The sequence below is a fragment of the Leptospira ellinghausenii genome, assembly GCF_003114815.1.
GTDB lineage: Bacteria > Spirochaetota > Leptospiria > Leptospirales > Leptospiraceae > Leptospira_A > Leptospira_A ellinghausenii.
Window position 1 is genome coordinate 14,709 of the sequence record NZ_BFAZ01000009.1, and the last position, 21,264, is coordinate 35,972.

General features: G+C 40.2%; 20 protein-coding genes. 9 read left to right on the forward strand and 11 right to left on the reverse strand.

Annotated features, from left to right (window positions below; translation table 11 throughout):
- Positions 1-28: 28 nt before the first annotated feature.
- On the reverse strand, positions 29-1,090 hold the full coding sequence (locus tag DI076_RS08600) for a BPSS1187 family protein (RefSeq protein ID WP_108959540.1): 1,062 nt from the start codon (positions 1,088-1,090) through the stop codon (positions 29-31).
- A gap of 448 nt (positions 1,091-1,538) precedes the next feature.
- Here DI076_RS08600 and DI076_RS08605 point away from each other — a divergent pair, with 448 nt between their 5' ends.
- Entirely contained in the window at positions 1,539-3,299 is a 1,761-nt protein-coding gene (locus tag DI076_RS08605; RefSeq protein ID WP_108959541.1) for a GAF domain-containing SpoIIE family protein phosphatase, read from the forward strand.
- 35 nt (positions 3,300-3,334) lie between these two features.
- Here DI076_RS08605 and DI076_RS08610 read toward each other — a convergent pair whose 3' ends face one another.
- The 3 genes from DI076_RS08610 to DI076_RS08620 all read right to left on the reverse strand — a co-directional run bounded on the left by DI076_RS08610 (position 3,335) and on the right by DI076_RS08620 (position 5,526).
- Positions 3,335-3,973 (reverse strand): hypothetical protein, encoded by a 639-nt coding sequence (locus tag DI076_RS08610; protein ID WP_135358384.1) that lies wholly within the window; start codon positions 3,971-3,973, stop codon positions 3,335-3,337.
- A 257-nt stretch (positions 3,974-4,230) separates the two neighbouring features.
- Complete coding sequence (locus tag DI076_RS08615) at positions 4,231-4,872, reverse strand: hypothetical protein (protein ID WP_108959543.1); 642 nt, start codon at positions 4,870-4,872, stop codon at positions 4,231-4,233.
- A 120-nt stretch (positions 4,873-4,992) separates the two neighbouring features.
- Positions 4,993-5,526 (reverse strand): gamma carbonic anhydrase family protein, encoded by a 534-nt coding sequence (locus DI076_RS08620; protein ID WP_108959544.1) that lies wholly within the window; start codon positions 5,524-5,526, stop codon positions 4,993-4,995.
- A gap of 158 nt (positions 5,527-5,684) precedes the next feature.
- On the opposite strand from DI076_RS08620, the gene odhB reads away from it, so the two are divergent.
- From odhB to DI076_RS08655, 7 genes are all read left to right on the forward strand, one after another.
- Complete coding sequence (gene odhB, locus DI076_RS08625) at positions 5,685-6,917, forward strand: 2-oxoglutarate dehydrogenase complex dihydrolipoyllysine-residue succinyltransferase (RefSeq protein WP_108959545.1); 1,233 nt, start codon at positions 5,685-5,687, stop codon at positions 6,915-6,917.
- Between the two features lie 8 nt (positions 6,918-6,925).
- On the forward strand, positions 6,926-8,332 hold the full coding sequence (lpdA, locus tag DI076_RS08630) for a dihydrolipoyl dehydrogenase (RefSeq protein ID WP_108959546.1): 1,407 nt from the start codon (positions 6,926-6,928) through the stop codon (positions 8,330-8,332).
- Between the two features lie 34 nt (positions 8,333-8,366).
- Positions 8,367-11,135, forward strand: coding sequence for a 2-oxoglutarate dehydrogenase E1 component (locus tag DI076_RS08635; protein ID WP_108959547.1), 2,769 nt, complete (start codon positions 8,367-8,369; stop codon positions 11,133-11,135).
- Between the two features lie 194 nt (positions 11,136-11,329).
- Complete coding sequence (locus tag DI076_RS08640) at positions 11,330-12,169, forward strand: hypothetical protein (protein WP_108959548.1); 840 nt, start codon at positions 11,330-11,332, stop codon at positions 12,167-12,169.
- Positions 12,166-12,483: a TRL-like family protein gene (locus DI076_RS08645; RefSeq protein ID WP_108959549.1), complete on the forward strand. Its 318-nt coding sequence runs from the start codon at positions 12,166-12,168 to the stop codon at positions 12,481-12,483. The genes DI076_RS08640 and DI076_RS08645 overlap by 4 nt, the downstream gene beginning before the upstream one ends.
- Positions 12,480-12,809: a TRL-like family protein gene (locus tag DI076_RS08650; RefSeq protein ID WP_108959550.1), complete on the forward strand. Its 330-nt coding sequence runs from the start codon at positions 12,480-12,482 to the stop codon at positions 12,807-12,809. The genes DI076_RS08645 and DI076_RS08650 overlap by 4 nt, the downstream gene beginning before the upstream one ends.
- A complete protein-coding gene (locus DI076_RS08655) occupies positions 12,784-13,152 on the forward strand; it encodes a TRL-like family protein (RefSeq protein WP_108959551.1) in 369 nt (122 codons plus the stop codon). Before DI076_RS08650 ends, DI076_RS08655 begins: the two co-directional genes overlap by 26 nt.
- Positions 13,153-13,157: 5 nt before the next feature.
- Here the strand turns inward: DI076_RS08655 and DI076_RS08660 are convergent, their stop codons facing one another.
- From DI076_RS08660 to DI076_RS08690, 7 genes are all read right to left on the reverse strand, one after another.
- Positions 13,158-13,928 carry a hypothetical protein gene (locus tag DI076_RS08660; protein ID WP_174705043.1) on the reverse strand — a complete coding sequence of 257 codons (771 nt, stop codon included), beginning with the start codon at positions 13,926-13,928 and terminating at the stop codon, positions 13,158-13,160.
- Positions 13,928-15,049 (reverse strand): DegT/DnrJ/EryC1/StrS family aminotransferase, encoded by a 1,122-nt coding sequence (locus DI076_RS08665; protein WP_108959553.1) that lies wholly within the window; start codon positions 15,047-15,049, stop codon positions 13,928-13,930. Before DI076_RS08665 ends, DI076_RS08660 begins: the two co-directional genes overlap by 1 nt.
- Before the next feature lie 15 nt (positions 15,050-15,064).
- Positions 15,065-15,487 carry a hypothetical protein gene (locus DI076_RS08670; RefSeq protein WP_100726399.1) on the reverse strand — a complete coding sequence of 141 codons (423 nt, stop codon included), beginning with the start codon at positions 15,485-15,487 and terminating at the stop codon, positions 15,065-15,067.
- A 7-nt stretch (positions 15,488-15,494) separates the two neighbouring features.
- Positions 15,495-16,424, reverse strand: a complete 930-nt coding sequence (locus DI076_RS08675) for a PdxA family dehydrogenase (protein ID WP_108959554.1) — start codon at positions 16,422-16,424, stop codon at positions 15,495-15,497.
- Positions 16,425-16,865, reverse strand: coding sequence for a bactofilin family protein (locus DI076_RS08680; protein ID WP_002973191.1), 441 nt, complete (start codon positions 16,863-16,865; stop codon positions 16,425-16,427).
- A gap of 68 nt (positions 16,866-16,933) precedes the next feature.
- On the reverse strand, positions 16,934-17,707 hold the full coding sequence (locus DI076_RS08685) for a hypothetical protein (protein WP_108959555.1): 774 nt from the start codon (positions 17,705-17,707) through the stop codon (positions 16,934-16,936).
- The gene (locus DI076_RS08690; protein WP_108959556.1) at positions 17,708-18,907 is read right to left on the reverse strand and encodes an LBF_1011 family protein; all 1,200 of its coding nucleotides are present in this window, start codon (positions 18,905-18,907) and stop codon (positions 17,708-17,710) included. It abuts the gene before it with no gap.
- A gap of 48 nt (positions 18,908-18,955) precedes the next feature.
- Here DI076_RS08690 and DI076_RS08695 point away from each other — a divergent pair, with 48 nt between their 5' ends.
- Positions 18,956-21,223, forward strand: a complete 2,268-nt coding sequence (locus tag DI076_RS08695; protein WP_108959557.1) for a lytic transglycosylase domain-containing protein — start codon at positions 18,956-18,958, stop codon at positions 21,221-21,223.
- The last annotated feature ends 41 nt before the right edge of the window (positions 21,224-21,264 follow it).

The window sequence follows — 21,264 nt, forward strand, 5'->3', positions numbered from 1 at the left end:
AAACAAAGATTCCCTTTTTTCTAAAAGATCAAGGATAACTTACATAATTCCAAACATTTTGGAATCCATTGAACATGGGACAAGAATGCATAGCCAAAGTTCCCATTCCATTACAAGACGTTGTCACCAAACGTTTGCTATTACCATAGGGACTCCCAACATTCACATTTGTCAATGCACCGACCATTCCCAATGGACTTAACCAAACATCGGTTACTTGACTCATATTTCCGCTGAGATTGGCGATAGAGTCGTTTTCATGGATCAATCCATAATAAGAACCCGCAGGTGCTTGTTGCGAAAGTCCAAACCAAGAAGGGTTGGAAGCTGTTTGCAAACTATAATCGGAAACTCCACTATAGATGGAAACTCTACCAACAGTACGAATTTTTCCTTGGTAGGCAGCATGTCCACTGCCTTGAGAATGCCCTCCGACATAAACATTCGACCATAGAATGGAACCACCAGATACAAATTGGTCCCAACCTTGCCCTGGATAGTTTTGATTTAAGTAAAGTAATAAGGATAACAGTCTGCCTTCGATTGCATTGTTAGAGTCCACCGCAACATAAGGAGAGACAGATTCACCTGTTACGATTTCACGCCGAACCAATTCAAAACAACTGGCATCATTTCGAGCAGATCCTTGGTTACAAATCGTATTGACTGCCTCACCATTTGGATAACTAAGTCCAATGACATGGTATCCTCTTGTAGCACCTTGTTGTAAAATTGCATTGATTTCACAAGGAGTCGAATCAGTACCAGGATAAAAAACTGATAATCTATTTTTTTGCGTAACACCTGTTTGAGGAGGAAACACTTGGTGAGGAGCATTATAGGTTGTGATTTGAGAATTGGTTAGGGATGGGGCAATTTGATAACGAACAAGAGAACCAACGGCTCCATTGGAAGGAAAAGCGTTTTGACCTGCACAAGAACGCGCATATAAGTTTAAGGAAAGAATTTTTAACAAATTTTCATTGGGATCCGACTCTTTTTTACAAAAAAGAAACAACTGAGAAAAAGAGAATATGGTAATGAAATAAAGTAACTCACGTAAGGTTTTTTGGACTGATAGAATTTTCATATTGGTATTTCTTTTACCGATACGGATCAAATTAAAAACGATTGTTAGATTGGCAATTCAATTCTCAATCACGCAACCCAATTGAAAATTAAGATTGATGAAACCGAAATCCTCACTTCAGTTCTTTAAAGTCAAGAATCATCGTGTCGACATTGGATCCAATTCCTTCGATTCTTATTACATTCAAACCTACCCTGTCAAATAAACTGATCACTGCGGAATGATTGAATCAATTTCATATGATCTATGATTTCCTATGTTTCCAAGTGTAAGCAGTTTTTTTGGATTCTAACATTGATGTAAGCCAAGAAGATTGATTCGATGAAACCAAAAAACACAAAGAAGGTGATTTTTGAGAAGTTTCCCTTTTCCCTCATGCAAAAAGAAAACGCATAAAATTCTAAATCGACGGATCGGAATCGATTAGAAAAATTGGTATGTTGCCTCTATGACAGACCCACAAACTAGCCTGAGCAAATTCAGAAGTCTTCTTCATATTTCTTCCATTCTCAATGCAAACCTGGATTTGCACCAATTACTTCCTCTCATCATGTTATACTCCAAGGATTTATTGGAAGCAGAAGCAAGTTCCCTTTTCCTCTTGGAAAACGATGAATTTTTATACTGTGAGGTTGCACTGGGTGAAAAAGGAGAGATCATCCAAGAATATGCGCGTTTGGAACTCGGAGAAGGCATTGTGGGGATGGTGGCAAAAGAAAAAAAACCCATCGCACTGGTAGATGCCTACAAAGATCCAAGATTCAATCCTAGTATGGACAAACGTACTGGTTTTAAAACAAAATCCCTTATTTGTGTCCCACTCTTTGTGGAAGAAAGGTTGATTGGAACTCTGGAAGTGATCAATAAAACAAATGATCGTATTTTTAATGATTCTGATTTAGAATATTTAATTTCGCTATCAGAAGTTGCTGCCACTGCCATTCAAAATGCCAATGTCAAAGATAGTTTAGACAAACGTATCTTAGAACTTTCTCTTTTGTATGAATTTGAAAAACTTTCTGTTTCGGAAAAAAGCTTAAACGAACTTGGGAAATGGATGTTAAACCGAGTTTTAGAATACTTAGGTGCAAGTTCTGGAACCATTTACATAGCAAATAACACCAAACAAGAATTAGGAGTCCTAGCTGCCAAAGGAATTCCTGAAGACGCTTATGACCAAATCAAAGTTCCGTATGGGAAAGGTGTTTCAGGTTGGGTCGCAGAAAAAAAAGAAAGCTTACTCATTCATAATTTGGACATGGATCCTCGTTATAATAAACTTTCACCTTACAGGTTTGAATCCAAATCTTTGATTTCGGCACCACTCATTTACCAAAACGAACTATTGGGTGTAATTAGCATCAATAACAAACTTTCGGGTTATGCTTTTCAACATTCCGATTTAGACCTACTTACAAACATTGCGGCAAGACTCAGTAATACGATTAAAAATGCGCAACTCTTCCACCAAATCGTAGATACAGGAAAAGAACTCAGTCGTGCGAAAAACATCATGCAAAAAATCATGCCATCTGTTTTACCAGAGACAAAAGAATTGAGCTATGGTGTTTCGCACATCCCACTCGAACAAGTTGGTGGTGATTTTTATGATGTAACACAAATTGATGAGAACCATTATTCCATTTTGATTGCTGATATTTCTGGGCATGGACTTTCCGCAGCAGTTTTAGCGGCCATGTCCCATATGGTTTTAAAAAACTTTGAACCAGAAATCAAACAAAGCCCCTCTCTATTTTTAACAACACTCAACCATATGTTGTTTGGCAAATTGGCTGGAAATTTTCTCACAGCATTTTATGGAATCATCAACATCAAAGAAAATTCCATTCTCTGCGCTAATGCAGGCCATCATGCACCTTTCCTTCTCAAAACGGGAGAATCAAAAGCAAAACCATTGGATGTAAAAGGAAAAATCCTTGGGCTCATTCCCGATCTATATTATGAAGAAAAAACATTTTCTTTTGGTAAAGGGGATAGGCTTGTACTCTATACAGATGGAATTACGGAACATATGTCAAAAGACCATAACAAACGTTATGATGACGAATTATTCCAAATGGCTATCACAAAATGGAATTCAATCGTCGCTCAAGAATGTGCGAACCTACTCATCCAAGAAGCAAAGGATTATGTAGGTTCGGTTGAATTTGCAGATGACGTGACAATTCTCATTGTCGATCGAAAGTAAATCTTAAACGATCAAAATCTACAGTGATGTTAGTCTTATTGGTTGTAGACACATTCAGTTAAACTACTACATTCAGAATTTGACGTACAAGAAGCAGATGCATCACAAGTATAAGGGAATAAAGAGGTGCAACCTGCACCTATAGCTGATTTACACTTCAATCGCGCAAGGTTTCCATCCGTATCATATTTGATCACAAGCGGATAAAAAACTTGAGGATTACTTACGATCCCTCCACTTAAGGAAGTAGTATAGATCACTCTACTATTTACGGTAGATGCACCCGCAGGCGCAGTCCCAGAGATCGTTCCTTTTTCGAAATCTTTAGCATAGGATACACCCGTTAAGGAAAGAGGGGAAATACTCGATTCGACAGACATTCTTCCTGTTCCTACAAAATTGTGAGTGAATCCAGTGGGAGTGATCGTAATGTTTGCTGCAGAACTATTTGGCACTCCTAAATAAATTGTAGCACCTTTGAATCCAAGATATGCTGTGTTTCCAAAATTCTTCGTAAATTGTATAGAAGTTGGACCAGAAGTTCTTGGAGTCGCAAGTGCTGTTAACAAAACTAAAGATTCAGTGTCGATTTCTTCTTTTTCTTTTGTTTCAAAACACGAAGTCAAAAAGGAAGATAACAAAATGCAAAAAAATACCCATTGAAAAGATTTCAATTGTTCAATACCTCAAATATGAATTTGAAAACCCAATCGCCTCTCTCAAAACAAAACCATCTAATGAAAGCGTTTGAAATAGATTAGATCTCTAAATATCAATTGGTTGGTATTTCATATATATTGCATATAAACCAAAAAAAGAATCAAAAATTTGTTTCGTTAGGTGGATGGCGAAACAAAAGAGCGGAATAAAGAATGAATGCCGAATTTGTTCACCGCTAGATTCCTTCACTCTGAACCAATAAGCAACAAATTTAAAGATCGATGGATTCGTTTCCTTTGTTTCGCAAGATTTCGAGTAAATCTGGATTTTCCAAACAGTCTTTCGCCAAATCAGATTCAAATGCTTCCACTAACATCCGTAAGGAAACATTGGAAGTTTCAAAATTCGAACCCCCGTCCACTGAATCAGAAAAAATAGGAAGTACAATATAAAACGGAATCGTTAACCAAGAAACAATCCTACGACCTTGGATTGGGTATGTATAATCACGTATGATTTTTTTGTCTTCGCGGTCCATCAGAGTGAAGGTTACATTGGAATGGGTCTCCACAAACGAGGGAAAAATCCCAAGTGTGAGTAAAAACATAACCGCAGAAATCCCTGCTGTCTCAGTTCCAGTTTTGCTTGTATACGTTAGGTTTAATTTGGAAGTCCGACTGAGTTTGAAAAGTTTTGATTTTGCCAGTTCGAATTCAAGGGCTGGCGAATTGTATAAATTGGCTTTTGGAGATTCTTCCACACGGATGAGATGGAATCTGATTTTATCCCCAGTGATTTTATCTGGGTCAACTGGCGTTTGATTCGATTCATTTGCTAATGCAAAATAATGGAAATTACAAGAAATTAAAGTAAGGAAAACAAATGCGAAAAAACACCGAATCACGAATTTCATACGTCCCGTTATTCTGCCATACAACCATCCCAACTGCAAGCGGATTTCCGCACAAGGGGGAGTAGCGGAAATCCTTTCGCATAAGCGAAAGATTGCAGCGGATCACCCGGTCCCTTTCCCTTAGGAAAGGGATGTGCCCCCAATCCCTTCCTTACGATAGTTTTCTTTGTACTTAGTATAATTGTTTGCCGTGCGGGTGATGATCTCGCGGTCTTTGTCTGTGATGTCGCGGATGATTTTGGCGGGACTACCCATCACAAGGACACCGGGAGGGATTTTTTTCCCTGGAGGGACAAGGGATCCAGCGCCCACAAAGGACCACTCCCCAATCTCCACATCGTCCATGAGCATGGCTCCCATCCCCACAAAACTATGATCTTTCAAAACACATCCGTGGATGGTCGCATGGTGGCCAATGGATACATAATCCCCAATCGTGACAGGAAACAAATCTCTTGCCACATGTACGAGTGTCATGTCTTGGATGTTCACATGTTTGCCAATGGTGATGGAATTCACGTCACCTCGTAACACACATTGGAACCAAATCGAGGACTCTTCCCCAATGCTGACTTTCCCAAGTACATCAGCGGAAGGTGCCACCCAGGCAGTGGGGTGGATGGAAGGTGTATGGCCTTGGAAAGAACGGATCATACTTGCTACAGATCGGTGCCCAAACTGAAACTCAAGGTCTTTTCGTTTTTTCCGCTTGCGTTTTTACCTTTAAGTAAGTTACGGTAGTCTTAGATTCAAATGGGATCTCACTCCTCAACAACGCTATTTTTCTCTAAAAACCTGCTAAGGAATATTTCATGGCAATAGACATCAAAGTCCCCGAGATGGGGGAATCCGTAACCGAAGCGACCATTAGTGCTTGGACCAAAAAAGAAGGCGATGCCGTTAAAGTAGACGAAGTGCTCGCAATTTTAGAAACAGACAAAGTCTCATTAGAAATTCCTGCTCCTACCTCTGGGGTATTAAAATCCATCTCCAAAAAGGTGGGGGATGTGGTGCACGTGAGAGACATCATCGGTGCCATCGAAGAAGGTGCCGTGGCATCAGCTCCAGCGAGTTCCAGTGCCCCTACTCCGAAGGCAGAAACACCAAGCACTCAACCTAACACAGGAAAAGTGAACGAAGAACTTCCTCCTGCGGCTCGTAAACTCATTGAAGAAAATAAATTAGATGCCTCAAAAATCACGGGCACCGGTCGTAATGGACAAATCACAAAAGAAGATGTGATCCTTTATATGGAAAAAGGTGGTTCCAGTTCCGCTGGTCCTTCTAAGGCCGTATCACCAAGTCCAGAGATTCCAAAAGCAGTTGTGGTATCGGCAAACGCTGGCCCAAGAGAAACTGTTGTGCCAATGACAAAACTCCGCCAAACGATTGCTAGCCGACTCGTGAGTGCACAACACACGGCAGCGATTCTCACTACGTTTAACGAAGTGGATATGGCACCAATCATGGAACTTCGCAATAAATACAAAGACAAGTTCAAAGAAACCCACGGTGTGGGTCTTGGTTTCATGTCACTCTTTACCAAAGCGGCTGTGGCAGCATTAAAAGCTTATCCTGCGATCAACGCAGAGATCCGTGGAACAGACATTGTCTACAAAAACTACTATGATATCGGAGTTGCTGTGGGTGGACCAAAAGGACTTGTTGTTCCGATTGTTCGTAACGCCGACTTACTTAGTTTTGCACAAATCGAACAAGAGATCGCAAGGCTTGCCGGTAAAGTTAAAGACGGCAAAATCTCTTTAGAGGACATGGAAGGGGGAACTTTTTCCATTTCCAATGGTGGTGTGTATGGATCAATGATGTCCACACCAATCCTCAACCCTCCACAATCGGGAATTCTGGGAATGCATAACATCGTCAAACGTGCGGTAGTTGTGAATGACCAAATTGTCATTCGTCCGATGATGTATCTTGCTCTTTCTTATGACCATAGAATTGTAGATGGAAAGGAAGCAGTGCAGTTCCTCGTGAAGATCAAAGAAATGGTAGAGGATCCAACAAGACTCCTCTTTGAGGTGTAGTTACGGATATGGAACAATATGATATCGTTGTCATTGGTGCAGGTCCTGGTGGGTATGTGGCTGCGGTTCGCGCAGCCCAACTTGGGAAAAAAGTAGCCATTATCGAAAAAAGAAAAACTCTCGGGGGGACTTGTCTCAACGTAGGTTGTATTCCTTCCAAAGCCCTTCTTGATTCTTCGGAAGAGTATCATAAAACCAAACACAAATTAAGCGACCATGGAATCTCGGTGAAAGATGTCAAAATCGACATCGCTAAGATGATGGCTCGGAAAGACAAAGTAGTGAGTGAAGTGACATCTGGTGTCGACTACCTGATGAAAAAAAATAAAATCACTCGTTATTTAGGTCATGCTAGTTTCATTTCCAAAAACGAAATTTCGATCACTGCAGAAGATGGAAAAAAAGAATCCATTTCTGGAACAAACATCATCATTGCTTCTGGTTCCTCTCCGATTGAAATCCCTCCACTCCCTGTGGATGGAAAAAACATTGTCACTTCTGACCATGCAATTGGTTTTGATGCAGTACCCGAACACCTGATCATTGTAGGTGCGGGTGTGATTGGTCTTGAACTTGGATCTGTATGGTTACGTCTTGGTGCGAAAGTCACTGTAGTGGAACTTATGCCACGCCTCTTTGGAACAGCTGACCAAGCGATGGCAAGTCTTGCGGAAAGACTTCTCACTGGACAAGGGATCAATTTTCTCTTTGAAACCAAAGTGCATGGAGCTAAGGTAAAAGGGAAAAAAGTAGAGGTGGAAATCGAAGGCAAAGATGGGAAAAAAACCATCCTCGAAGGTGACAAGGTGCTTGTTTCCATTGGCCGTCGTCCGAACACCGATGGACTTGGTGCCAAAGAAATTGGAATTGAGATGACAGACCGAGGTCGCATCAAAGTAGAACCTAACAAATTCCAAACGAACATTCCTAATATTTATGCCATTGGGGACGTGATTGATGGACCTATGCTTGCACACAAAGCAGAAGACGAAGGGATTGCCGTTGCGGAACTCATTTGTGGAAAGTATGGCCATGTGAATTACAAAGCTATCCCATGGATCGTTTACACTTGGCCAGAAGTGGCTTGGGTAGGTCTTGGGGAAGAAGAACTAAAAGCCAAAGGCATCGAATATAAAGTGGGTAAGTACATGTTCAAACCCAATGCTCGTGCCAAAGCCATGAACGAAACCGATGGACAAGTAAAAGTCCTCGCTGACAAAAAAACGGACAAACTCCTTGGAGTTTACATCGTAGGGCCGAGAGCTTCTGACATGATTGCGGAAGCCGCAATTGCTTTTGAGTTTGGTGCTAGTGCAGAAGACATTGCTCGTTCTACACATGCTCACCCTACTCTTTCCGAAGTCCTCAGAGAAGCGGCGATGGATGCTGATGCGAAATGGTCCATCCATTCGTAATGAAACAGTTGTTTTGTTGTTTTAGGGAGATTATATGACAACCGATCAGATGATGAGTTTATACGGCGATAACGTTGTATTATTGGAAGAATATTACAAACAATTTAAAGAAGATCCATCTTCTTTATCCAAGGATTGGATTGATTTTTTTGGGGAATTAGAAAGGTCCTCTGTTTCGAACAATGGTTCGAATGGAGGTGGGTTCAATGGAAATGGATATGTAAACTACACATCCACCGAACACAGAAAAGACTCATCACTTAGTGATTTTGGTATCATCAACCTTCTCAATGCTTACAGGAGACAAGGTCACTTAGCTGCAAACCTAGATCCACTCGGAATCAACAAACCTAACCGCGAATTCATTGATCTCAAAATTAAAGCTCTCAAACAATCTGACTTAGATACAGAAGTTGATTCTGGGATTCACAATCTTGGAAAAACAAAACTGAAAAACGTCATTGATTGGTTTGAAAAAACCTACTGTGGTTCAATTGGTTGTGAACACTACTACCTTGTAAACGATGAGGAACGTGAGTGGTTACAAAACCGAATGGAACCACTTGCCAACAACGAACCGATCAGCAAAAAGACCGCCTTACGTTTGTTTGAAAAACTTTACCAAGCGGATAGTTTTGAAAACTTCCTCGCTAAAAAATTCGTAGGAAAAAAACGTTTTTCACTCGAAGGTGGGGAAACCATGATCCCGATGCTTGATACCCTTGTGGAAGAAGCGGGTGGTCATAAAATGGATGCCCTAGTCATTGGAATGGCCCATAGAGGACGACTCAACGTTCTTGTGAACATCATCCGTAAACCTGCTGGCCTTATTTTTGCTGAGTTTGAAGAAAAACTAAACCCAGGCCAACTTGGTTATGCGGACGTAAAATACCACCTGGGTTATTCCAATCATGTGATGACTCATTATGGGAAAGAAGTCAAACTTTCCCTTGCCTTTAACCCTTCTCACTTAGAAGCCGTAGACCCAGTGATTTTTGGATCGGTCCGAGCAAGACAAGAAATGGCGAAGGATATGGATCGTTCTAAATTCATGCCAGTTGCCATCCACGGAGATGCCGCATTCGCGGGCCAAGGGGTGGTTGCAGAAACACTCAACATGATGAACCTGGAAGGTTACACCGTGGGTGGAACTTTCCACATTGTGATCAATAACCAAATTGGATTCACCACTCTTCCAAGTGAATCTAGATCCACACTGTATGCAACAGACCTTGCCAAAGGGTTCCAAGTTCCTATTTTCCACGTGAATGGAGACGACCCAGAAGCAGCATACCGAGTCACCAAACTTGCGTTAGAATACCGTCAAAAATTCAAAAAAGATGTGATCATCGATTTGATTTGTTATAGAAGGCTTGGTCACAATGAAACGGACGAACCAACTTTCACACAACCTCAGATGTATGACATCATCAAAAAACACCCGAAAACAATTTCTCTTTACGAAGAAAAATTATTACAACGTGGGGACATTACAAAAGAAGAAATCCAATTCATCAAAGACGGAATCCAACAAGGACTCGAAACTTCCTTCCAACAGGCAAAGGAAAAAGACACTCGCATTACAGTGGATACACTAGGCGGGGTTTGGTCAAGATACACCAAAGAACCGCTCGATTCGGATGTCCATACGGAACTCCTCCAACAACAATTAGGTGGAATTGTAAAAGCAGTGACTACCTTACCAGAAGGATTTACAGCCAATCCAAAACACATCAAAGTGTTAGAAGATCGAAAAAAAATGGGGGCTGGTGAACTTCCGATTGATTGGGGATTTGCGGAATCACTTTCCTTTGGATCCATTTTGGAGAATGGATTCCCAATTCGACTTGGTGGACAAGATGCCCAAAGGGGAACTTTCTCTCATAGGCATGCAACACTCTCTGATATTGTGAATGGTAAAAAACTTACACTTCTCAATCATATCAGCGACAAACAAGCAAAGATCGAAATTGTAAACTCGTCACTTTCGGAATATTCATGTCTTGGTTTTGAGTATGGTTATTCCCTTGCCGATCCAAGTAGCCTTGTGATGTGGGAAGCACAGTTTGGTGATTTTGCTAACAATGCACAGGTGATCTTTGACCAGTTCATTTCGAGTTCCGAAATCAAGTGGCAAAGGATGTCTGGTCTTGTTTGTTTATTACCACATGGTTACGAAGGCCAAGGTCCAGAACACTCATCCGCAAGGCTTGAGAGGTTCTTACAACTCTGTGCACTCGACAACATCCAAGTGGCAAACCTCACCACTCCAGCACAGTACTTCCATATCCTTCGCCGCCAAATCCTACAAAGTTTCAGAAAACCACTTATCATCATGACACCGAAGTCTCTTCTTCGTCTGAAAGATGCAGCTTCTAGTTTAGAAGACATTACAACGGGTGCGTTTAAAAAGATCCTTCCAGATCCAGTGGCAAAACCAGAAAAAGTAGAGAAGTTACTCTTCTGCTCTGGTAAGGTTTACTATGACTTACGTAAGGCGATTGATACCCAAAAATTAGAAAATGTAGCAGTCGTTCGTATCGAACAACTCTATCCCTTCCCTGAAAACCATATCAAACAAATGATCACCAGTTACGGAAAACTGAAAAAATTTGTATGGGTTCAGGAAGAACCAAAAAACCAAGGTGCTTGGTTCTTTGTGAGAGATCGTATCGAAGCAGTTATGCCGGAAAACAAACGTCTGCATTACGCAGGTCGTTCAGAATTCCCGAGCCCTGCATGTGGACACGTTGTCACACACTTAAAGGAACAAGATGATTTGGTAAAGGATGCTTTGTCTTAAACAAACACCAAACGATTAGGGAACTTTAGTTATAACTCTGTAAAAGTTTAACCACTGCCCCTGATTTGTTTCGAATCGAAAAAATAAAAAACCCCAATGTAAATTGGGGTTTTTTATTTCTCCTTAGGAAATTCTTTTCCAAATCCAACTTCTTTTCCATTGACATACCAACAAGCACCCGTTAGAATTTGCGAATGAATCAAAACTTTCTCTCTAAATGGTTGTTTTTATCTATTTTACTGATTTTGAATGGATTTTTACCCATTTTTTCGCAAACACCTACTCCACGAGCAGAGTATCCCATTGGTTTTTACCAAGGTGGATTTTACCTAAATTTACAAGGTGGAGAGACAGTTTATACGGGAGGTAGTCTGCAAAAACGAGAAACATCTTTACAAAATGCAATGAAAACCCAAACCCAATTTGGTTTATTACCCGTTCGTTTGTTAGGTACCCAAGCCGTTCCATCTGTCATCCCAATCCCCGAAGGAAAGGTCGAGCCAGGAAAAACTGGGCGCGTGTTTTTTGAATATGGACTCACTGACCATCTGGGAATTTTTCTTTCCTATGCAACAAATTCCGTAAAAGGAGAAAGATCTGATCAATTTATTTTTGCTGATCGAAATAACCCAACAGGATTTTCTCCCTTTTTAGAATACACTCAAAATAAATATACACTCTATAAAGATCGTGTGTATGGTCTTGGACTCAATTATCACTTCTTAACCAAAAATAAATTTGATCCTTATATTGGATTAGAATTAGGACTTGTTAACTTCAATGCTTCCTATCGGTCAATGGGTTACACAAACCTATATTTACAAAGTTTAATGGCAAGTGGAATGGGTGTTAGTGGAAGAGCTGCTTTAGGGATCAATTATTATCTCACTCCCGAATTTGGATTTTCCTTCGAATTACATGGTATGAAACGAATGTTAAAATCAAATTCCTTTTCCAGCGAATCGTTTGACCAAGTGGGTTTTCAATTTGGAGTGATCTTTAATTTAGACAATGTGAGTAAAGACCAAAGATGATAGAACCTAAATTTGTAAAATGGATTCTCTTTCTAGTATTCTTGGTTATCACTACACAAAACTGCCGTTTGGGTTCCCTTTATAGAGAGGACAATTACCCAGGAAAATTAGGGAAAGCTGAAGGATCGGTTGAAGGCAAAGCATGCGCATTTTCTTATCTTTATTTGATCTCAACTGGAGATGCAAGCATTGAAGAAGCCAAACGAATATCCAATATCACAAAAATCCGATCCGTTGATATCCAAGTGCATTCTATCTTAACCTTTGTGATCGTCAGACATTGTCTTATTTTGACAGGAGAAATTGAAAGATGAAACTTTATATTGGTTTTCTTCTGCTTAGTTTTTTAACTGTTTCTTGTTTTTACGGTGAAGTTTACAAACCTTTACCTGGCCTACTTTATACCAACATCCATTTTGATGGAGACTTTGATCCTGAAAATAATGTAAAAGAAGATACGATCGCAACCGGTTGTGTCCAACATTTCCTTCGGTTGTATTCCTGGGGTAATGCTGGGGCAGGAAGTATCGCAAAAGAAAATGGGATCATCAAAATTTCATATATCGATCATCACTTGGTGGAATTTTTATTTATCTATGGGAAGTATTGTACCTATGTGCATGGCCAAAAAAATTTATAAGTTCAGCATCTTTAGTTTGTTCTGCCTCACATACCAATGTATCCCTGAGTACCGAGTGCCCTTTGTTTCCCTTGTGATCAATGAAACTCATAGTTCTCGGGATGGTTCACAAAGTGGTAATCCAGGTATTGCGGCAAGTCTCGCAGAAGGTAAAATTCTAAAGGTGGGCCGTTCCTGTACAAACTCATACTTATATGTGAATATGTATTATTTCAAACGTGGTGGAAATATTCGAGATGCTGCTGAAAAAGCAGGGATTAAAAAAATCTCAGCGGTAGAATTTGCAAACAAAACCATCATGGGAATCTTTAATGAAGATTGTGTCCAAGTTTGGGGAGAGTGATTCGATTACTGATTTTGTTCTGAAGTTGTCAGCGACTCTAATGAACCACTTAAGATTCCTTTTGTCGTGATTACATCATAATCATATACATGTAGTTTGATGTTTGGTTCGGGGAGTTTTTTCCTAACATTTTTTTGTTGAGGTTCAGGATTTTTTCCCAAAATCAAAGTTAGGTGATTTTTCAAAGAATTAAATAAAAGTTTTCTGAAATGATACCCTTGCGGTAAAACGGAATCTAATTTATTTGTTTCTGGATCAAAGAGATACACAAATTTGTGGTCTTTGTAGTTGAGGACTCCATCCAAATTGCTATCTTCTGTCACAGCAAAGATCAAAAGTTTTTTCTCAATTTGTAAGACATCTTCTTTTGGATCATCAATGGTGTTGGCCACTGATTTTTTAGAAAACTCTCCCACAAAAAAATCCCAAATGTAAACATCATGAGGGAATAGTTTTTGGATTTTCCCATCTCTCAAACTAATCGAATACAAATTACGTGCATGTGTTAAAATGCCATCGGGACCAAATCCACCTGATTCGGTTACAAGCCCATGTGGGTAAATAAAGTATTGTTTCCAATAAATTTTACCATTCCCATCTTCTAAATCTAAACTGTCAGTAGGTTCAGGTGAGGAGTCTTTTTCCTTCGACTCTGGGTTTTCCACAGTCACTTCATACCCACCATCGTAGAGGCGCCAACTTTTAGACAAACTAAAGGTTAACACCGCAAGGATGAGTAAAAAGAATAAAAAGACTCCTACCCGAAGTTTTTCCATTATTTACTAGCGTTATATGCCTTAATTGCACTCAACACTTCATCCATTTCCGAACTTGTCATATAAGCAAAGAGTGGAAAATTAAGAACTGATTTTGAAATCCGGCGAGCATTTCCCTCGTTTCCAAATCGTTCCATGAGATATGGTTTAGCACCTGGTTGGTCTGACATCGCACCTGGATAGATGTTTCCAAAACCAATTCCTTTTTCTTTTAAGACTGCTTCAATTTTGGGACGAACTTCTGGATCCACCAATGTCACGTTACAATATCCATTTTCATCATACCCTTTTGGTGGTTGGATCACTCCAATCCCAAGTCCTGGTAATTCCTTATAATAGATGTTTTGTGAAGACTTTCGTGATTCAATTCTCTTTTGTAAGTGTTTGAGTGATAGATTGAGAAATGCTGCTTGTAAGGAATCAAGTCTTGAGTTCCAACCAACAAGTCCGTGTTCGTAATGGGATGTTCTTCCGTGGTTCACAAGACGTCTTGTGACGACTGACAATTCTTCATCATTTGTGAATACAGCACCACCATCACCAGCGGCACCTAACACCTTTGCAGGGTAAAAGGAAGTTGTTGAGATCAGCGCCTCTTTGTAGAGAGATTTTCCATTGTGTTTAACACCAAAACACTGTGCTCCGTCTTCTATGAGGGCCACATTTTTTTCTTTGCAGAACTTACGGAGTTCTTCAATCTTTGCAGTTCCCCAACCATATAAATGAACAACAAGAGCTGCCTTTGGTTTTACTTTTTCCACAGCTTCTTGGAACACTTGGAAATCCATTTGTAAATCCACTGGGTTTGTATCCACTGTGTAAGGATCTCCTCCCACATTCACAACAGCTTCGAAAGTCGCCCAAAAAGTAGAGTCAGGTAATAATACTTTATCACCACGACCCACTCCAACAGCGCGTAACGCGAGTTGTAAGGCATCGGTTCCATTTGCACAACCAATCGCATATTTGGTTTCAGCCCAAGTGGCAAGGTTTGTTTCTAAATCAGTAACTTCATTTCCGCCAATGAACTGTGCGTTTTCTGACATGGACTTTACTTTTTCATTCCAGGTGTCCAAAAATCCTGGTTCAAATCGTTTGATATCTATAAATGGAACTGCCATTTTTCGCCCTTTTCTTTATTTATTTGCAAATATTTGATGAAGCCATTCATTGAACTCTTTTGAATACAAGGTCCAAAGAAAAAATAATGCCCAATACAGAACCGTCCCATACGCGAGTGCAGGAATCAAGGTTTTACTTAAATGATTGGATGCGGAATAATAAATTCGGATGAGAACAAGGGGCCATAAAAAAAACAAAAACACATAAATGGAATTCCCCATGGCAGAAATCCATTGGAGCACTTCCCCTTTGGGGTTTTCCTTCCATCTCGTGACCCCAAGCCAAAATTCAGGGAAAAATTGAACGAGGTAAAAACAGAACACAAGGAAGAAAAAGAATTTCCAATGTGGTTCTAGATCCTTTCGAAAAAAAGTGAGAAGCAGTCCCACAAACCAAATGAATAAAACGGGAAATGCTAAGGTTTCCAAAAGAGTCATATTGGTTTTATTTTGTCTCCACAAGTCGTTCTAAACAGGAGATGAGTCCCGTGGGATCAGCACATCCTTTTCCGGCAATACCAAATGCGGTTCCATGGTCAGGGGACACACGTGTGAAATCCAGTCCTAAGGTTATATTCACACCCTTCTTTCCTTCAAGCAATTTAAATGGGATGAGGCCTTGGTCATGGTAACCTGCCAAATACAAATCGTACAGTTTCGTTCCTGGTAAAAATGCAGAATCGGCAGAAAGTGGACCTTCCACAGTCAATTTTGCCTTTCGGAGAACTCCCACTCCCGTTTTTAAAATTGTGATTTCTTCTGTTCCAATTTTTCCACCTTCCCCTGCATGCGGGTTTAGGCCTAGGTAACCGATGGTTGGGTGATTCAGGTAAGGAGAACGAAGGATCGCATTTTTCAGTTCTTTCCAATCGAATGTTTTTAGTTCTTTCACAACATCCTTCAAGGGGACATGGGTGGTTAACGGAATCACATTCAGCTTTTCCCCAGACATCATCATAAAGGTAGGTCGTTTATAAGTCTCTGCCAAAGTTTCCGTATGGCCACGAAATCCTTTCACCCCAGCTTTTTGTACCCACTCTTTGGAGAGCGGGAGAGTGATGAGGTCCCCTCCATATTGTTTTTGGAAGTCGATGGCCGCAAGGAGTGAATCGTATGCCATTTTCCCTGAGGATTTGGATGGTTTCCCAAGGACAAAGGATTTTGGTTTTCCGCTCCCCCAAGAAATCGAATAGAATCCAGGTTCACCTACGGGTTTTGTGAGCTGTTTGGCCTTGGAAAGGGTTTGGTTGTGAGGCCCTCGGATGAGATAAATACGGTGGTGTTTTCCTAAGGATTCTAAGATCGGGAAGGAAGAACCCAAAAGTTCATAATTGATACTCGTCGGGTCCCCTTCCGAAATGAAGATGGTTTTCAATTATTCTTTGGCGTTTGGTTGTTTCCCAAAAATCTTTTCAACGCTGAGCGAATCTTTGGAGTATTCCAATTCGATGAGGTCTTTTGCACTGTGTTTGAGGTCATTGGAAATCATACAACGACCTTCTAAGATCACCCCGTTTTGGATGATGAGTTCGGGAGTTTTGATGTCCCCAAGAATTTTGGAAGTAGGAAGGAGCATCACACGGTTTCTTGCCGTCACGTTTCCCACCACAATCCCTTCTACGATCACACTCGCAGCTGTAATATTGGTTTTGACCTTTCCTGTTACCCCGATGTAGAGGTGTTCGGCTTGGAGGGATTTTCCCTCGAATTTACCGTCAATTTTGAGAGATCCATTGATGAAGAATTTTCCGTTGAAGTAAGAATTCTCTCCAATAGTTGAATTGGTAACTTCGGTCTGATTTTTGACTAATGCCATGCGTTTGCGAGTCCGTGTATGTGATTTTTCACAGTGTCCTCTTTCCCCCTAGGAATGAAAAGGTTTTTTTACTTTCGAAACGACGGGAGACGAATCAAATCACATGCCTCTTCGGCAAATTCCTCAAATTCGCGGAGTCCTTCCATAATGGAACGGCCTTCCAGAACCGTTGCCTTTTCAAAACGTGGATTGAATTTGATAGGTTCTTCCATGTTCATGATGACATTGTTTCCATCTTTTATGTCATTGTTTACGGCAACAAGGAAGTCACGGAACTTACCCAAGGTCTCAAAAGACTCAGCAATGAAAATCCTGGATTGTTTGTTTTTCATCCGAGAGAGCTGTTCGCGAAACTCTTGTTTGTCTGCTGCCGCATACTCTTCAATTGTTTCCACAAGGATCTTCATATTCCGACGTAGGTTCTCCATATATTTTAATACAGAGTCACGTTCTGTTGCATGGGAATAATCAAATTTGATATGAGCATCCCCAAGGATTGGAATGTATTCCAAATCCATAATATTAATGAGGGTTCCAATTTGGTTGATTTCACTATCATTGGAATTGGGAGTGATTTTCATCACAGGGTATTGTGAAATGATTTTGTGTTTGAGGTTTTCTGGATTTTCTTCTCTTGTCTTCGCATTTCGCATCGTTTGTTCCAAGTTATCTGGAATTCCATCCGGTGAAACTTCTTGCATACGACGTCTGTAACGTTCGATGTCAAAGGCTACACGTTCTTTTTGAAGATCGTTTTTTGCGTTACGTTCAATTTTCTCCAAATTCCTTAGCATTTTCTGCAATTTGGAGAGTTCCATGATCTGTTCTTGCGTAAGAGGCATTTATTCCCAACCTTCCGGTAATGTAATGGATTCATGACCGTTCTCGAGCGATCGTTTGATGGCAGAACTTAAATTGTTATCCCCTTTTTCTAATAAAACTCTCCAATACAAATTGAGAGCCAGTGGTAAGTGTTTGAGCCTACCAGATTTTTGATAGAGCTTTAAAAACTGATCATATTCTTTTTTCACAAACTGAATACAAGCAAGTTGTAACGGGATCAGATACGAATAAGGTTTTAAATTATATTCAGCTGTTAGTTCCCTTTCAAACTGTTCCCCTTCATTCTTAAACCTCACCACGGTATCAATACATGGGTTCATTGTATGTGAGAGTTCATACCCAAACTCATTACCACTCATCCAATCCCCACGAAGTTCAGTTTCTAAGTTTGTTTGGTATTTCAAAAAATCAGGATGAGGCAAATAACGTTTTGCATACCGAAGTGCAGAAAAAGGTGGAATTTTACCATAGGAAACCAACTGGAACTTTTCCTTTTCCCAAGATTCCCATTCATCATAAAATCCAATCATAAACTTCCAAACACGAAAGGATTCCTTTTCAGGCAACAAACCAAGTTCAATGGCATGGAACAAAACACCTACAAGTTGCCAATGGGATTCTAGTAAGGCCGCATCCACTAATGTTGGAAAATGGATTCTTTCAAATTTGCCCTTTGCATATTCAACTAACATATGCAAGATGGAGCTCTCAAAAGGAACCTCCGAATATTCCCAACCTAGTAGTGTTAAAAAACGACGGTTGTCATCGGATTGCCCAAAAAACTCTTTTGTAGTGAGAACCCATTTCCGAAATTCAGGAACATTTCCTTCATACAAAAGCCCATAACCAATGAGTTCCCAATCCTCTCGTTCCATTTCCTCAAATTCACGGTTTTGGCAGAGTTTCCAAATCCGTTCAAAACTTGTTTTTGGGAAAGCCGTAGGTGATTGTAAAACAGGATCGTGGAAACGAAGGCTCGCATCATTTTCGGAAAGGACCGAACAAAGGCTGAACCCCCCAGAGAAATCGGTCGATAAATAAAAGAGATAGTTTGCAAAACGAGACTGGTTGCCTGAAAAAAAGGCACGAAGGTCTGGCCATAACTCCTGAAGAGAACCTTTTTTAGGGATTTCTTCTGTTGGATGGAATTCGATTCTGTATTCTGGCCAGCGCAGTTTGTATTCTGTTTGTAAGCTCATAAGGAGGGGAACCTTCCCTCTCTAAATTCGTAATCATAGGAAGTATGCATGAGGCATTTTTGGTTAGCAAGTAGAATTCTTCTCTTTTTCACAACATCATTACTTGCCGAAACAGACCTTCAGTATTTAATCAAGTCCCACCAATGGGGAGAAATCGAATCTCATTTCAGAAATACAACCCCATCCAGAGAAAGTGAAGTATACACTCTCATTGAATTCCATGAAAAATCACCTAACGGAGACAAGGAGAAACGGTTTCGGTATTTGTTATCTCTCATCCGAGGTGTTTTTGTCACCGATGCAAATGAAGAAGAAGTAAGGAAGATCCTCACTCAAACTATGCCTTTCCAAACCACTCTTTTCAAATTGAGTTATTGGAAATTGTACAATGAGATCACAGCAAAAAACTTTTTAACTCCTATGGAACGGATTCAATTTTTGAATCGGCTCAATATGGAAGAAGATCCTATTTGTCGAAAAGTATTAGATGAACAAATCCGATTACTTGCATCGAACAACCAGTGGAAGGAAATTATTGAAAAAGTCCAATCCATCCAAGATTCTCACAAACGTTACCTATTAACAGGTGATAGTTTGTATCGATATGGGAAAGCAAAACTCATTTTAGGAGATGAAAAAGGTGCTACAGAAGAATGGCTTGGTTGTTTACAAAAAGAAGGACTTCTTGACCAAACAGTTCAAATGATCGCTTCCGATTGGAGCAAATACAAAGGTAGTGGCAGTATTTTACAATTAAGTCCATCTGAACTCACCTTATTTTTACCTGCTATCAATTCAAATGACAAAGAAGCTTTGTTTCGTTCCAGGCCTGAACTTTTTTCAAGTCGTCTAAATTATTACGAAGGGTTTAAACACCTAACATCTGTCCTGACTAAAGTAGGAAAAACAAATGAACTCTTTCGAGTATTACGTGCCAATAAATCCTTTGTAGATATGGATTCGTCTTGGATTGTATCACTTGCCGACACTTTATACCAACAAAACAAATTCCAACAAGCCATCGAACTTTTAAAAACCTTTCCAGGCAAAGATGCTGGGTATTACCGTGTGCTCGCTGCTTCCTACGACAGATTAGGAGACAAGGAACTGTATTTTGAAAATCTAATTTTATACTTAGGCAAATACCCTTTTAATTTATTTTACCAAGACCGACTGATCGAATACTTAGTCGATCGTAATGGTGAAAAATCCCATTATGCACCTCTCGCCAAATTTGAAAGGGCTCTCGCTGAGATCCCAAACTTACCCGTCAAAGGAAGGCTTGTGTATTGGTATTTACGTTCCTTAAAGGAAAATGGGGAAACGGAACGATTCAAAAAAGAATTAAAACGATACTATGCGCTTTGCCCAGGTTCCTATTACACTCGTGTGATCAGAGAAGAGTTTTTATCTACAATCAAAGAATCCAACAAACCGGAAAACCCAACTTATAATAAAGAATATTTGTTTGAATATCTATCTTACACAGCTGGTATTCCAGAAGAATCGGGTGCCCTCATTGGACGTAACTTAGGATTTGTCTATCCGAAAGATTCTTATGAACTCGGAAATAAATTGGGAGGTATGAGTTCAAGGATCCAAGGCCACAAACTTTTGAACCTAGCCAAAGAATACTTTCGTGTAGGGGAAGATAGCCTGGGTCTCCATCTAGTCAACTTCCATGTGAAAAGAGAAAATTTATCGGAAGACGAAAAAGATGAAATTTTAGTGGGGATTGGAGACCTTACACGTAACACCTATTATTCGGCATTTCATACACGGTCTTTACTCAAACGTTACCTCATCCCCGACGATCCGATTTTACTTCCCACTTCCCTTTCCGTTCGGATGTATCCAAGGCCTCACCAAAATTTAGTATCCAAGTATGCGAGTGAAAATGGAATCTCGGAAGACAATGTTTACGCTCTTATGCGCCAAGAATCATTTTTCAAAGAGACTGCAACATCTAGGTCAAATGCTCGTGGTCTTATGCAAATCATGCCAGCCACAGGACGAGAATTGGCACATAGGATGGGAATTGTTTCCTATTCTCTCTATGAACCCGAAACTTCCATCCGCCTAGGAACAAAATTTTTAGCCTATTTGCTCAAATCGAATGGGAATGAATTGAAATGGGCATCCATTGCTTACAACGGTGGTCCAGGGAATTTACGAAAATGGAAAAAATCTGTCTACTCTGGCGATTTTAATCATTTTCTGGAAGACTTACCGTACAAAGAATCAAGGGACTATTGTCGCATTGTGGTTTCGAATTACTACGCATACGATATCATGAAAAAATACCACAAGTTGTAAAAAATGGCTTTTCCCCTCCCTTTCCCCTGTCTATTCTTTGA

Coding starts and splice junctions, on each gene's coding strand:
- DI076_RS08695 (WP_108959557.1), top strand. CDS start 18,956: ATGAGGCATTTTTGGTTAGCAAGTAGAATTCTTCTCTTTTTCACAACA.
- DI076_RS08600 (WP_108959540.1), bottom strand. CDS start 1,090: ATGAAAATTCTATCAGTCCAAAAAACCTTACGTGAGTTACTTTATTTC.
- odhB (WP_108959545.1), top strand. CDS start 5,685: ATGGCAATAGACATCAAAGTCCCCGAGATGGGGGAATCCGTAACCGAA.
- DI076_RS08665 (WP_108959553.1), bottom strand. CDS start 15,049: ATGGCAGTTCCATTTATAGATATCAAACGATTTGAACCAGGATTTTTG.
- DI076_RS08615 (WP_108959543.1), bottom strand. CDS start 4,872: ATGAAATTCGTGATTCGGTGTTTTTTCGCATTTGTTTTCCTTACTTTA.
- DI076_RS08635 (WP_108959547.1), top strand. CDS start 8,367: ATGACAACCGATCAGATGATGAGTTTATACGGCGATAACGTTGTATTA.
- DI076_RS08650 (WP_108959550.1), top strand. CDS start 12,480: ATGAAACTTTATATTGGTTTTCTTCTGCTTAGTTTTTTAACTGTTTCT.
- DI076_RS08685 (WP_108959555.1), bottom strand. CDS start 17,707: ATGCCTCTTACGCAAGAACAGATCATGGAACTCTCCAAATTGCAGAAA.
- DI076_RS08660 (WP_174705043.1), bottom strand. CDS start 13,928: ATGGAAAAACTTCGGGTAGGAGTCTTTTTATTCTTTTTACTCATCCTT.
- DI076_RS08670 (WP_100726399.1), bottom strand. CDS start 15,487: ATGACTCTTTTGGAAACCTTAGCATTTCCCGTTTTATTCATTTGGTTT.
- DI076_RS08655 (WP_108959551.1), top strand. CDS start 12,784: ATGTGCATGGCCAAAAAAATTTATAAGTTCAGCATCTTTAGTTTGTTC.
- DI076_RS08605 (WP_108959541.1), top strand. CDS start 1,539: ATGACAGACCCACAAACTAGCCTGAGCAAATTCAGAAGTCTTCTTCAT.
- DI076_RS08640 (WP_108959548.1), top strand. CDS start 11,330: ATGAATCAAAACTTTCTCTCTAAATGGTTGTTTTTATCTATTTTACTG.
- DI076_RS08620 (WP_108959544.1), bottom strand. CDS start 5,526: ATGATCCGTTCTTTCCAAGGCCATACACCTTCCATCCACCCCACTGCC.
- lpdA (WP_108959546.1), top strand. CDS start 6,926: ATGGAACAATATGATATCGTTGTCATTGGTGCAGGTCCTGGTGGGTAT.
- DI076_RS08645 (WP_108959549.1), top strand. CDS start 12,166: ATGATAGAACCTAAATTTGTAAAATGGATTCTCTTTCTAGTATTCTTG.
- DI076_RS08680 (WP_002973191.1), bottom strand. CDS start 16,865: ATGGCATTAGTCAAAAATCAGACCGAAGTTACCAATTCAACTATTGGA.
- DI076_RS08690 (WP_108959556.1), bottom strand. CDS start 18,907: ATGAGCTTACAAACAGAATACAAACTGCGCTGGCCAGAATACAGAATC.